13 protein-coding genes are annotated in these 12,567 nt (G+C 58.3%); 1 reads left to right on the forward strand and 12 read right to left on the reverse strand.

Annotated features, from left to right (window positions below; all coding sequences use genetic code 11):
- Window positions 1–80: 80 nt before the first annotated feature.
- From pip to alr, 12 genes are all read right to left on the reverse strand, one after another.
- Window positions 81–1,037 (reverse strand): prolyl aminopeptidase, encoded by a 957-nt coding sequence (gene pip / locus AC27VJ_RS04915; RefSeq protein ID WP_488683028.1) that lies wholly within the window; start codon window positions 1,035–1,037, stop codon window positions 81–83.
- Between the two features lie 10 nt (window positions 1,038–1,047).
- Entirely contained in the window at window positions 1,048–1,512 is a 465-nt protein-coding gene (locus tag AC27VJ_RS04920; protein WP_488683029.1) for a GFA family protein, read from the reverse strand.
- Entirely contained in the window at window positions 1,509–1,985 is a 477-nt protein-coding gene (locus tag AC27VJ_RS04925; protein ID WP_488683030.1) for a GFA family protein, read from the reverse strand. Before AC27VJ_RS04925 ends, AC27VJ_RS04920 begins: the two co-directional genes overlap by 4 nt.
- Window positions 1,982–2,350 (reverse strand): endonuclease domain-containing protein, encoded by a 369-nt coding sequence (locus AC27VJ_RS04930; protein ID WP_488683031.1) that lies wholly within the window; start codon window positions 2,348–2,350, stop codon window positions 1,982–1,984. Before AC27VJ_RS04930 ends, AC27VJ_RS04925 begins: the two co-directional genes overlap by 4 nt.
- Before the next feature lie 302 nt (window positions 2,351–2,652).
- Complete coding sequence (gene cysS, locus AC27VJ_RS04935) at window positions 2,653–4,038, reverse strand: cysteine--tRNA ligase (protein WP_488683032.1); 1,386 nt, start codon at window positions 4,036–4,038, stop codon at window positions 2,653–2,655.
- 212 nt (window positions 4,039–4,250) lie between these two features.
- Window positions 4,251–4,991 (reverse strand): SDR family NAD(P)-dependent oxidoreductase, encoded by a 741-nt coding sequence (locus AC27VJ_RS04940; protein WP_488683192.1) that lies wholly within the window; start codon window positions 4,989–4,991, stop codon window positions 4,251–4,253.
- Window positions 4,992–5,126: 135 nt separating this feature from the next.
- Complete coding sequence (gene purF / locus AC27VJ_RS04945) at window positions 5,127–6,620, reverse strand: amidophosphoribosyltransferase (protein WP_113086847.1); 1,494 nt, start codon at window positions 6,618–6,620, stop codon at window positions 5,127–5,129.
- Window positions 6,621–6,756: 136 nt separating this feature from the next.
- Window positions 6,757–7,344 carry a CvpA family protein gene (locus AC27VJ_RS04950; RefSeq protein WP_113086848.1) on the reverse strand — a complete coding sequence of 196 codons (588 nt, stop codon included), beginning with the start codon at window positions 7,342–7,344 and terminating at the stop codon, window positions 6,757–6,759.
- 89 nt (window positions 7,345–7,433) lie between these two features.
- Window positions 7,434–8,840 carry a DNA repair protein RadA gene (radA, locus tag AC27VJ_RS04955; RefSeq protein WP_113086849.1) on the reverse strand — a complete coding sequence of 469 codons (1,407 nt, stop codon included), beginning with the start codon at window positions 8,838–8,840 and terminating at the stop codon, window positions 7,434–7,436.
- Between the two features lie 5 nt (window positions 8,841–8,845).
- On the reverse strand, window positions 8,846–9,160 hold the full coding sequence (locus tag AC27VJ_RS04960) for a type II toxin-antitoxin system RelE/ParE family toxin (protein ID WP_488683033.1): 315 nt from the start codon (window positions 9,158–9,160) through the stop codon (window positions 8,846–8,848).
- A complete protein-coding gene (locus AC27VJ_RS04965) occupies window positions 9,157–9,411 on the reverse strand; it encodes a type II toxin-antitoxin system ParD family antitoxin (protein ID WP_488683034.1) in 255 nt (84 codons plus the stop codon). Before AC27VJ_RS04965 ends, AC27VJ_RS04960 begins: the two co-directional genes overlap by 4 nt.
- Window positions 9,412–9,475: 64 nt before the next feature.
- The gene (gene alr, locus AC27VJ_RS04970) at window positions 9,476–10,651 is read right to left on the reverse strand and encodes an alanine racemase (RefSeq protein ID WP_488683035.1); all 1,176 of its coding nucleotides are present in this window, start codon (window positions 10,649–10,651) and stop codon (window positions 9,476–9,478) included.
- A gap of 203 nt (window positions 10,652–10,854) precedes the next feature.
- Between alr and AC27VJ_RS04975 the strand changes: the two genes are divergently transcribed.
- On the forward strand, window positions 10,855–12,549 hold the full coding sequence (locus AC27VJ_RS04975; RefSeq protein ID WP_488683036.1) for an ABC transporter ATP-binding protein: 1,695 nt from the start codon (window positions 10,855–10,857) through the stop codon (window positions 12,547–12,549).
- Window positions 12,550–12,567 lie beyond the last annotated feature (18 nt).

Here is a 12,567-nt window from a genome sequence, read left to right on the forward strand (position 1 = left end):
GCTTCATCTGCTGAAAAAATGGATACGCCGCCTGAATCAAAATGTCAGGCGGCGCAGCTATGGCTTTGTAAAGATTGACGTTACTTGCCCGCGAAGCGATCCGTTGCGCGGATCAGCTGGTCGAGAATGCCGGGTTCGCTCAACGCATGGCCTGCGGCTTCCACGATGTGAAGATCGGCCTTTGGCCACGCCTTGGAAAGCCGCCAGGCATATTTCAGCGGGCAGGGCATGTCATAGCGCCCGTGGACGATGACGCCCGGGATGTCTTTGAGCTTATACGCATCGCGCAGCAACTGGCCTTCTTCGAACCATCCGGCATTGACGAAATAGTGGGTTTCGATGCGCGCAAAGGCGATGGCGTATTGATCTTCACCGAAATCATCCACCCGGCCTTGGTCCGTCACCAGAGAGATCGTCGCACCTTCCCACTGGCTCCACGCCTTGGCGCATTCCAGCTTTTTCTTATCGTTCGTGCCGGTCAGATAGCGGTTATAGGCCACCATCATCTCGTGGCGTTCAGCTTCGGGAATGGGGGCGATGAAGGTTTCCCAGCGGTCGGGATACATTTCGGACACGCCGAACTGGTAGTACCAGTCCAGCTCTGGCTTGGTCAGTGTGTAGATGCCGCGCAGAACGAGTTCGCTCACCCGCTCAGGATGGGTCTGCGCATAGGCCAGCGCCAGGGTCGAGCCCCAGGAGCCGCCAAACACCTGCCATGTCTCGAAACCAAATTTCTCCCGCAGCTTCTCCATATCCGCCACCAGATGCCATGTGGTGTTGGCATCCAGATTGGCATGAGGCGTGGAGCGCCCACAGCCGCGTTGGTCGAACAGGATAACATCGTAAAGGGCGGGGTCGAACACGCGTCGCTGTGTCGGGTTCACGCCGCCGCCGGGGCCGCCATGCAGGAAGACGGCGGGCTTGCCGCCCTTGGTGCCGACGCGTTCCCAATAAATCACATGGCCATCGCCCACATCCAGCATGCCTGTCTCAATGGGCTCGATCTCTGGATAGAAGCTGCGCAAGGCATCACTCATTCTGTCGTCCTCAATTCATATTGTCTTCAGGCGGCCAAACAGCCGTATCGTGATCCGGATGCTGGTAGGAGACCATGGTGCTCTCATCCAGGCTTTGCTGCGTATTGCGCTTATCGAACAGCGTCTTTATCCACGGCATCTGCATATGCGCATTGACCTGCACCTGCGGCTCGATCTCCTGCGGATGATCGAACGCACCGATGGCGATCTCCACGCCGCCGGGGTGATGATAGGTCAGCGGTGTGCCGCATTTGTTGCAAAAGCCACGATGGATTTTGGCCGAGGAGCGAAAGAGGGTGGGCTGCCCGCGCGTCCATGTCAGATGTGCCTGGTCCGCGGTAACCAGCGCGCCGAAGAAATTGCCGAAATGTTTCTGGCACATGCGGCAATGGCAGATGGAAGGGCGGCCCAGCTTACCCGCATGAAACCGCACCGCGCCGCACTGGCAACCGCCGGAATAACCCGCATCACTCATTGGTCTTTCTCCTGTGGCCATGTCTGCGTATCGTGGTCGGGGTGCTGATAAGATGTCAGGCCGACCAGATAATCCACCGAGGTCAAATCATCTTCCGTCGGCACGGCGGGCAGGGTGTGGAGGTCGTCCACAAAGCTGATCTTGCGCTCGACACCCCATTGCATGGATGGTGGAAACGCCGAGGGATCGTCAAACGCCCCAGCCGCAACTGCCATGCCATCCGGTGCCTCATAGGTCAGCGGCGTGCCGCACTCGCCGCAAAAACCACGGCTGACTACACTGGAGGACTGAAACCGCTTCGGCTCTCCCCGCGTCCAGATGAAGTTGGTGCCACGCACGGACACCAGCGGTGCGTAATAGGCGCCAAACGCCTTCTGGCACATGCGGCAATGGCAGATGGAACTGTCATTGAGGTCGCCCTCGACGCTAAAACGAATAGCGCCGCATTGGCACCCGCCGGTGTGGATCGTCATGGGGTGTCCTCCTTGATCGTTCTCAGGATGTGCAGACAGAAGTTGTCGATATCGCTGAGGATGTCGTGGTTCCAGAAGCGGATGACGGTCCAGCCATCTTTTTGAAGGCGGGCGGTTCTCTCATCATCATACACAATGGCCGCGTCCTGCGTATGTTGGGAGCCATCTATCTCGATAATGAGGCGATGATCTGAACAAGCAAAATCGACAATATATCCAGCAATCGGCATTTGCCGCCGGAAACTCATCCCTTCCAAACGGTGCGCACGAATAGCATTCCAGAGTTTAAGCTCTGCGTCCGTCATCGCCTTTCGCATTTGCCGCGCGTATGCGCGATGCTGCGGTTTTACGTCAGCGTGGGGCATAGTTGGCTCGTCGTTTTGGTTTCGACTAGAGATTGGTCGAACGAGCCCGAAATCGCAAGCCGATTGTAGTCGTGGTTGCGTTAGCTTCATCGTTGGTTGGAGTTTGTGGCTCAACCCCCCTCTGTCCTGCCGGACATCTCCCCCACAGGTGGGGAGATCGACTCGCGGTGAGCTTGCGGCTATCTTAGACGTTGAGATTGAAGCTGTGTCAGTGCGCCCAGCCGATCTCCCTCCTTGTGGGGGAGATGCCCGGTAGGGCAGAGGGGGGTAAGCCACACTCTCCGCCCCCTCGTGGGAACGATCTACCGCTTGATCTCCCAAGTCGTCACCCGCTCACCGCTGTCCTTATCCTTGCCATCCTTCAACTGAACGCCCTTCGCCGAAAGCTCATCCCTGATCCGATCCGCCTCCGCAAAGTTTTTCGCCTTCAACATCTCCAACCGCATGGCGACAAGCGAGTCGATGGCTTCGGCAATGGCCCCATCCACCTCCGCCTTTTTCGGCAGAACGCCTAGCAATGCCGCACTCGCAGCAAAGGCCGTCAGCTTTTCCGGGTCTGCATTAGCTGCTTGCGCCAGCGCATGCAGGGCCTGCACGGCGGCGACCGTGTTGAGATCATCCGCCAGCGCATCCAGCACCGTCTGATCCGGCTCGGCGTCACCAACATCGGCGGCAGGCCACTTTGCGAGCAGGCGTTCGGCCTCCTCCAGCCGCTTCACCGAAAAATCAATCGGCTCACGGTAATGCGTCATCAGCATCGCCAGACGCAGCACTTCGCCGGGCCACTTCCGTCCGCCGAATTTTTCCGTGTGCAGCAGCTCGTAAATGGTGATGAAGTTGCCGTCGGATTTCGACATCTTGCGGCCTTCGACCTGCACGAAGCCGTTGTGCATCCACACATTGGCCATGACATGCGTGCCGTGGGCGCAGCGCGATTGGGCGATTTCGTTTTCGTGGTGGGGGAAGATCAGGTCCAGCCCGCCGCCGTGAATATCGAAGGTCTCGCCGAGGTAGCGCTCGCTCATGGCCGAGCATTCGATATGCCAGCCCGGACGACCGCGACCCCACGGGCTTTCCCAGCCGGGCTCGTTATGGCCAGACAGCTTCCACAGCACGAAATCGCCGGGGTTCTTCTTGTACACTTCCACGGCCACACGCGCGCCGGCCTGCTGCTCATCCAGCGGACGCTTGGAAAGCTGGCCGTAGTCGCTCATGGATTTCGTGTCGAACAGCACTTCACCGCTGGCGACATAGGCGTGTCCGCGCGCGATCAGCTTCTCGATGATCTCGATCATCTGCGGGATGTTGTCGGTGGCGCGGGGCTCTATGGTGGGTTCGAGGCAGCCGAGCATCGCCACGTCTTCATGAAACTGCTGCGCTGTCTTTTCCGTCACCGCATGGATGGCGTCGTTGAGCGGCAGGTTCGGGTAATCGCGCAGAGCGCGCGCGTTGATCTTGTCATCGACATCGGTGATGTTGCGCGCATAGGTGACGTGCGCATCGCCATAGACATGACGCAGCAGCCTGTAGAGCACGTCGAAGACGATGACAGGCCGCGCATTGCCGATATGGGCGAAGTCATACACCGTGGGGCCACAGACATACATGCGCACATTATCGGCATCGATGGGCTGGAACTCAGCCTTTTCGCGGGTCAGTGTGTTGTGGAGTTTCAGGCGCAAGGACATGGCTCTTCCTCAAGGGCAATCAGTTTCCCCAGCCGGAACGTTTGTCTGCTTTTGACCTTTCGGGAGACGAAAACGATCTGGCCGGGTGTGAGACCAGCAAAATTTAACTCAGCAACAGCAGCAGATCATCGTTTTCATGGCTTGCGTTATGAAACGGCAAGCGGATTTGGTCAAGAGCGATTGGTGCTTGGGCGTCGCACCAATCTGCGGCTTCAGTCCGGTGCGCGGTAGCTGACGAACTTACGGTCGCGAACGACGTAAATCTTGCCTGTTTCTGTGAGCTCTGGAGACGCCAGCGGCAGGATGGCAGCGGCGACTTCTGAGGGATGAGGCAAGGTGTCCGGGTCTTCGCCAGGCATGGCCTGCGCGCGCATGGCCGTGCGGGTGGCGCCGGGGTTGATGCTGTTGACGCGCAGCGCCGTCGCTTCCGTTTCCGCCGCCCATGTGCGGGCCAGTGCTTCCACGGCAGCTTTGGAGGTGGAGTAGACGCCCCAGAACGGGCGACAGGAATGCGGCGCACCGGAGGAGAGGATGAGGGCGCGTCCAGCATCGGACTTCAGCAGCAGCGGCTCTACCGAGCGGATCAACCGCCATGTGGCCGTCACGTTGATGGTCATGACCTTTTCGAAGACCTTCGCCTCGATATGGCCGACAGGGGAGATGACACCGAGAACGCCAGCATTGGCAACCAGAATATCCAGTTTGCCCCAGCGCTCGTTGATAGAGGCACCCAGCGCATCGATGGCATTCATGTCTGCCAGATCGAACGGCACCAGCGTTGCCGTGCCGCCTGCGGCCTTGATCGCATCATCCAGGTCTTCAAGACCACCCACTGTGCGGGCGCAGGCAATCACATGCGCGCCTGCCTTGGCCAGTTCCAGTGCCGTGAAATAACCGATGCCACGGGAGGCGCCGGTAACCAGCGCGATGCGGCCTTTAAGGTTGGTGGTCATGTCTCCCCCGAGAATGATGTTCATGCGGCAATTCTCTTACGAGGAAGCGCAACATGCGGCAATGGGCCGTAAGGTCGCACACAAAAGGATGTGCAACACAGGAAAAGCCCGCGCAGGACGCGCGGGCGAAGATGATCAGCCGTTGCTGGCCAGCATGGAAATCTTGTTGCCCATGGATTCGCCGTTCTTGTCGAGCAGGCGGGTCGGGTATTCACCGGTGAAATAGTGGTCGGTGAACTGTGGACGGGCCGGGTTGCGGTCCACGCCGCCAACAGCCTGATACAGACCGTTGATGGACAGGAAGGCCAGCGAATCCACGCCGATGAATTTTGCCATGTCTTCGACATTGGCATACTGGTTGGCCAGCAACTTGTCGGCATCCGGCGTGTCGATGCCATAGAAATCCGGGTGGAAAATCATCGGGCTGGCAACGCGAATGTGAACTTCCTTGGCACCGGCTTCGCGGATCATCTGCACGATTTTGACCGAGGTGGTGCCACGCACGATGGAATCATCCACCAAAACGACGCGTTTGCCTTCGATCATGGCACGGTTGGCGGAGTGCTTCAGCTTCACGCCGAGCGCGCGGATGGACTGCGTGGGCTCGATGAAGGTACGACCGACATAATGGTTGCGGATGATGCCGTATTCGAACGGAATGCCGCTTTCCTGCGCAAAACCGAGCGCCGCAGGCGTTCCGCCATCCGGCACGGGCACGACGACGTCAGCTTCCAGCGGTGCTTCCTTGGCAAGGATGGCACCCATGTTCTTGCGGGTCGTGTAAACATTGCGGCCGCCGACGACGGAGTCAGGACGGGCGAAATAGACATATTCGAACAGGCACAGGCGCTCTGGCTGCGGCTTCACCGGCTTGCGGGCATCGATGGTGACGGAACCATCCGGCTGGATTTCGCAGATGATGACTTCGCCATTTTCAACGTCGCGAACGAACTTCGCGCCGATAATATCCAACGCGCAGGTTTCCGAGCAGAAAATCGGCTTTCCATCGAGATCACCCATGACCAGCGGGCGGATACCCGTGGGGTCGCGCGCAGCAATCAGCTTGGTGCGCGTCATGGCCAGCATGGAATAGCCGCCTTCCATCTGGCGGATCGCGTCGATGAAGCGGTCTGCCGTGGAGGAATGGCGGGAGCGGGCGATGAGGTGCAGCACCACTTCCGTATCGGACGTAGACTGACAGATGGCACCGGTGGCGATGATCTGGCGGCGCAGCGTCAAGCCGTTGGTGAAGTTGCCGTTATGAGCAACGGCAATGCCGCCTTCTTCCAGCTCTGCAAACAGCGGCTGCACGTTGCGCATCGCCACTTCGCCTGTTGTGGAATAGCGTGTATGGCCGATGCAGATGGAGCCGGGCAGGCGGGCAAGTGTGGCCGGGTTGGTATAGTGATCACCGACGAGGCCCATATGGCGTTCCTGATAGAAACGCTTGCCATCGAAGGACACCATGCCTGCCGCTTCCTGACCGCGATGCTGGAGCGCATGCAGGCCAAGGGCGGTCAGGGCCGCCGCATCCGGGTGCCCCAGAACGCCGAACACGCCGCATTCTTCATGCAATGTATCGCCATCGATGATGTCGTTGAAGGTGGACTGCGAAAGCGGCTCATTCATCTGGCTTGCCTTTGCTTAACTGCCAAAAACAAAAACCGCTCCGGCGGGTGGTGCGCCAGTGTGGTCTGTCTGCTGCCTATATTGAATATGTAGCACAAATAGCGCGCCTTGCATGCATTGCAAGACGCGCCTGTTGTCAATTCGTTGTAGCCGGTGGGTTTGTTGCCGGAACATCTTCCGCCGGGGTCTGTTCTGTCGTGCCTTCCGCAGGCTTGCCGAGTATACGCGCCCGGATTTGCGGCTCGATATTGTCAGGCAACGCGGCTTCGAGCTTGGCGACGAGGCCATCCAGGAACGGCTTGGTTTTCGCCTGTGTGACCCAGGTCGGCTGTGTCTTCACATCGACCAGCCAGTTCCAGAAAGCAACGGCGACGACCAGCAGAAGAATGCCGCGCGCGGCGCCGAACAGGAAGCCGAGTGTACGGTCCAACGCGCCGATGCGGCTGTCGATAATGAAATCGGCAATGCGCGACGTGATGAACGAGATGATGATGAGCGCGACGAGGAAGATGATGCCAGCCGAACCGGCGACCGCGATCTTTTCGTCATCCGTATAGTTGCGCGCATAGGGCAACAGCAGCGGATAGAGATAATAGGCGGCTGCAACCGAGCCGCCCCAGCTGGCGATGGACAGGATTTCACGCGAAAACCCCCGCACCATGGCGAGAACAGCGGAGAAAAGTACAACGGCGAGAACGATGCCGTCGAAAATCGTAATGGGCATTTACCAACTCCGGAGGTCGCGACACTGATGGAAGCGCCACTGTGCCAATTTGCGATCCTCATACACTAGCCGTTTAGCCAGCGAAAGGATCAATATTCGTCTTCCTCAACCTGTCTGAACCGGTTGCCCGAACCCGCGATGCGCGAGACGAGATCCGGCAGGCTTTCGATTTCAGTCCAGCGCCCTTTGGCACCTTTCGGCAATTCAGCAGAGGCCGAAGGCAAAAATGCGGTGGCAAAGCCAAGCTTTTCTGCCTCTTTCAACCGCTGCCCCGTGTGCGACACCGGCCTGACTGCCCCTGACAGGCTGACCTCGCCGAAATAGACGCAATCGGCAGGCAGGGCAAGACCGGCAAGTGAGGAAACCAGTGCAGAGGCGATTGCCATGTCTGCCGCCGGTTCCGAAATGCGATATCCACCTGCTACATTGAGGTAGACATCATGACTGCCGAGCTTGACGCCGCAATGCGCCTCCAGCACGGCAAGGATCATCGCAAGCCGCGACGAATCCCAGCCGACGACGGCCCGGCGCGGCGTGCCGAGCGATGTCGGCGCGACCAGTGCCTGCACCTCCACCAGCACCGGGCGCGTTCCCTCCATGCCTGCAAAGACGGCGGCACCCGGGGACTTCTCGTTGCGCTCACCCAGAAACAGCTCGGACGGGTTGGAGACTTCGCGCAAACCCTTGTCCGACATTTCGAACACGCCGATTTCATCGGTTGGGCCGAAACGGTTCTTCACGGTGCGCAGAATGCGATAATGATGGCCGCGATCGCCTTCGAAGTACAGAACCGCATCGACCATATGCTCCACCACGCGCGGACCGGCGATCTGCCCATCCTTGGTGACGTGGCCGACGAGAACCATGGTGGCACCCGTCTGCTTGGCAAAGCGGATCATCGCCTGAACGCCGGTGCGCACTTGCGTCACCGTTCCGGGTGCGGAATCGGCGGTGTCACTCCACAGCGTCTGGATCGAGTCGATGATGATAAGATCAGGCCGCTTGCCCTCGGAAATCGTCGCCAAGATGTCTTCGACATTGGTTTCGGCCGCCAGCAAAACATCTGTATCGGCAGCACCCAGACGCTGGGCGCGCAGCCGCACCTGTGCCACCGCCTCTTCGCCTGAGACATAGACGATACGATGCCCGCGCCGCGAAAGCGCTGCCGCTGCTTGCATCAGCAGTGTGGATTTGCCGATACCGGGATCTCCACCGATCAGCACCGCAGACCCGCGCACGAAACCGCCGCCGGTTGCCCGGTCCAGCTCGCTCATGCCGGTTGGAATACGCGGTGCTTCCTCGATTTCACCTGATAGCGAGGTGAGGGTGACGGGACGACCCTTTTTCGGCGTCTTGCCCGGGCCAGAGCCGATGCCGCCCATCGGGTCTTCTTCGACGATGGTGTTCCACTCACCACAGCCCTCGCATTTACCCGCCCATCGGGTGTGGACCGTGCCGCAGTTCTGGCAGATGAATTGTGTTCTGGCTTTGGCCATAAATGTCAGTTTTCTTTTTCGATTATGTCGTCGGCTTCGATATGCTGATGGCCATGAACGATACGCAGTATCCGCAATTCGGTGTCCTTCACGCGAAAATAGATACAACGATCTCTGTATGGCATCGCCCGCAATCCGTTGCTAATGCAGTCGCGTGCAACGCCGGTATGACCAGAACCAGCCATGTCTTTGATTTTCTGTTCTATTGATGAGACTAGCCGCTTTGCTGCGGCAGGATTTTTGTCCTCAAGAAATTTGTAAATACCAATAAGGTCGTCAATGGCTCGTGACGAAAGGGAATAGGTGCGAGCTGCGATCACGTCTCGTTTCTAGCCCGCTCTATAATATAGGCCGTCAAATCGTTAGCAGTCGTGAAAGTTATGTACTCTCCGCGCTCGAATTGTTCGTCGGCTTCATGGATCATCTGACGAAGTTCAACGAGCCGACCTTCATCGCTGTTCAGCAACCGCAAGCTAGCATGCACCACCGCGTCAGCATCCCTGTAGACGCCCGCCTTCACCTGCTCATCAATAAACGCGCGATCCTGTTCGCTGAGATGGATTTCGGTCATTTCGATCTCCTTTTGTTCTCGTATAGCACAGGTCATTCTAGCTTTCCAAGAGGCAAGAAAAGCTTCAGTCTTCTTCGATCAGATATTGTCGCTCATAACGCAATCCAAGGCCGGTCAACATTTCGTAACCGATGGTGCCTGCCGCGCGGGCAACGTCATCCACGGGCACATTTGGCCCGAAAAGTTCGATATAGTCGCCTGCGCGGATGGCGTTTGCGGGAACGTCCGTGACGTCGAAAATCGTCAGGTCCATCGTCACGCGGCCAGCCACGGGCACTTCGTAACCATTGATGAAGCCATAAGCGCCGCCATTGCCCATGTCGCGCAGCGGAATGCCGGAACCGGAGAGCGAACGGTGATAGCCGTCGGCATAACCGACGGAGGCGATTGCCAGCCGGCTGGCGCGCTTTAGGCGCAACGTACCGCCATAGCTGACCGTCTGGCCTTCGCCCGCCTCGCGAATCTGGAGGATACGGGCCTCTGCCTTGGCCACGGGGCGCATCGGGTTGGCCGTGTCGTTGACCGCTTCACCGCCGTAAAGGGCTATGCCGGGGCGGGTGAGATCGAAGTGATATTCCGCACCGAGGAAAATGCCTGCCGAGGCCGACAGGCTTGATTCGATGCCTTCGAAAGCGGCGCTAACCTGCCGGAATGATTCAAGCTGTGCCTTGTTCATCGGAGACGATGGCGTGTCGGCGCAGGCAAGGTGGGAGAGCACCAGTACCGGGTCGAAGCTGGCCGGGCGCGTCACATCGTCCGCAAGAAAAAGCGCATCGTCCAGCGGCAGGCCAAGACGGTTGAAGCCGGTGTCGACATGTAGCGCGAAGGGGTGGTCGCCGCGCTCTGCCAGAAGCCCCATCCAGAAGGAAAGCTGTTCTTCCGATGCGACGACCGGCACGAGATCATTGTTGAAAACCTGGGCTTCCTGCCCCGGCCAGATGCCGGAAAGAACGAAAATGCGTGCCTCGGGCGCATGCGGACGAAGCGTTACGCCTTCGGCCACTGTCGCCACGAAGAAGTCACGTGCACCCGCGTGGTAAAGCGTAGAGCCGCAATCCTCGATCCCCATCCCATAAGCATCCGCCTTTACTACGGCACTGGCACGGGCTTTGCCGGAACGCTTGGCCATGTCACGCCAGTTGTCGGCAAGGGCACCGAGATCAACAGTGACGCGAAGCGGTGCGGTGTCAAACGCATCCATTTCAGTCTCGGAAAAGCCGTCGTCAAACTCGTCTGTCATGATCCTGCACCGCTAAACGAAGATGGGTATGGTCTATCACTTTTGTTCAAGACGGTCATGACGGAGTGGCGGAAACTTTGCCTATGCACAATGTTTCGCATTAGAGTTTGATCACGTTTTCGCGCCTTTGGGTTGTAGAGCGCTAACGCAACTTGTATTCCCGGCAGCACCTCCAATTTGTCAACGAAATCGGGGAGCGCTGCGTGTTCGGTATTCACAAAACGACATTAGGTCCTTTGCTGCGCATTTACGCAGATGACCTCAAGACGGCATGGGCTTCCATCGGGCTGTTGGCGTTCATGATTCTGGCGGGATCACTTTTGACGATTGCCAGCCCCTATGTCTTTTCCCGCATCGTCGATGATCTTCCCACCGATCCCACGCGCTGGCTCATGGCCTTTTCGCTTTACGCGGTTTTGACGGCTGCATCGTCCGGCCTCCAAAGCTGTACGCAATATCTCGCCGTCATCCATTCGGAGCGGTTGGAATATGTTGCCTCGACACGGTTTTTCGAGCGCTTATCCCGCAAGATGCCGTCATTTTTCACCGACCACAATCCGGCGGAAATCCAGGCGGCGCAGTCTCAAGGCGCCTCATCGGCATACATATTGCTGCAGGTTTTATTGATCTATCTTCTGCCCGGTGTTGCGACAGTTTTGTTCAGCACCATTATGCTTGGCGCGACCATCAGTTTCGAGATCATCGTCATCGTCCTCTGTTACGGTGCGATCTATATCGGACTGACGCTGGCGTCGAACCGCGTTACCAAGCGCTATATGGAGCGTGCAATCGATGCGACGCAGCAGAATGCCGGGTTCGTCGGAAATGCCATCGGCATGATCGAGCCGTTGCGCCACACGGCCAGCACGGATTGGATGCAGCAGCGTTTCGCGGAAAAGGCAGGCTCCATCTACAGCAACTGGCGTCTCTATTCCCTACGACGCATGGCATTCATCGGCATGATCGTCACGACGCTCGGCGTGCAGATCATCGTCAGCTACTATTTTTTATGGCCGCGTCACCAGGCCGGAGAGCTATCCGTTGGCGATATCGTTCTGTTCAACACGCTGCTGCTGCAACTCAATGTTCCCTTTGAGCTGATTGGTCAGTCCATCAATGAATTGCTGCGATCCCTGGCTCGTTTTGCGCCCTATGCGAAAATGTGGCACGCGCCAGAAGAGGACAGGTCGGCACATGCGCAGATATTGGTTCTCTCGCAAAAGGTCATAGATTTCGCAGACGTGGGCTACCTTTATGAGAATGGGCGTGGTGTCGATGGCGTGTCGTTTGCGGCGAGGCCGGGGCAGTTGACTTTCATCACCGGTGAAACCGGCTCCGGCAAATCGACCCTGTTCAAGCTTTTGCAAAAATCCATGCTGCCGCAAAAGGGCAGGATCAGCGTGGATGGGCTCAATATCACGCGCATCACTCGCGACGACTGGTTTGCGGTGGTTGGTATCGTGCCGCAGGAGGTGCAGCTACTGAATGACAGCCTGCGCACCAACATCATTCTCGGTCGCCCGATGGATGACGCCCGGTTACGGCATGCTGCCGAACGGGCTGCACTTCTCAACCGCATCGATGCGATGCCAGAAGGTTTCGATACGATTGTCGGCGAGCGTGGATTGAAGCTTTCGGGCGGAGAGCGCCAGCGCATTGCGATCGCCAGAGCGCTTTACGGCGAGCCATCCATCCTGCTGCTGGACGAGGCGAGTTCGGCGCTGGACGAAGAGACCGAGCGCGAAATCATGGATCAGTTGCGCAGGGTGGATGCGGATATGACGATCATTGCCATCACCCACCGACACAGCAGCATTCGCCCAGATGATCAGGTCATTGCTCTGCCAAGCAGGACAGCGCGTGAATCAGAATCTGAAACCGCTCAACCAAGTCCTTGAAAACAAACCGCCCCGCTC

Source organism: Agrobacterium sp. 20P9.1.2, assembly GCF_057799395.1.

What these genes read in the sequence shown, in the direction of transcription:
- pip (WP_488683028.1), bottom strand. Translation starts at nt 1,037, where the DNA reads ATGAGTGATGCCTTGCGCAGCTTCTATCCAGAGATCGAGCCCATTGAG.
- AC27VJ_RS04940 (WP_488683192.1), bottom strand. Translation starts at nt 4,991, where the DNA reads ATGACCACCAACCTTAAAGGCCGCATCGCGCTGGTTACCGGCGCCTCC.
- AC27VJ_RS04925 (WP_488683030.1), bottom strand. Translation starts at nt 1,985, where the DNA reads ATGACGATCCACACCGGCGGGTGCCAATGCGGCGCTATTCGTTTTAGC.
- AC27VJ_RS04930 (WP_488683031.1), bottom strand. Translation starts at nt 2,350, where the DNA reads ATGCCCCACGCTGACGTAAAACCGCAGCATCGCGCATACGCGCGGCAA.
- alr (WP_488683035.1), bottom strand. Translation starts at nt 10,651, where the DNA reads ATGACAGACGAGTTTGACGACGGCTTTTCCGAGACTGAAATGGATGCG.
- AC27VJ_RS04965 (WP_488683034.1), bottom strand. Translation starts at nt 9,411, where the DNA reads ATGACCGAAATCCATCTCAGCGAACAGGATCGCGCGTTTATTGATGAG.
- AC27VJ_RS04920 (WP_488683029.1), bottom strand. Translation starts at nt 1,512, where the DNA reads ATGAGTGATGCGGGTTATTCCGGCGGTTGCCAGTGCGGCGCGGTGCGG.
- AC27VJ_RS04950 (WP_113086848.1), bottom strand. Translation starts at nt 7,344, where the DNA reads ATGCCCATTACGATTTTCGACGGCATCGTTCTCGCCGTTGTACTTTTC.
- purF (WP_113086847.1), bottom strand. Translation starts at nt 6,620, where the DNA reads ATGAATGAGCCGCTTTCGCAGTCCACCTTCAACGACATCATCGATGGC.
- cysS (WP_488683032.1), bottom strand. Translation starts at nt 4,038, where the DNA reads ATGTCCTTGCGCCTGAAACTCCACAACACACTGACCCGCGAAAAGGCT.
- radA (WP_113086849.1), bottom strand. Translation starts at nt 8,840, where the DNA reads ATGGCCAAAGCCAGAACACAATTCATCTGCCAGAACTGCGGCACGGTC.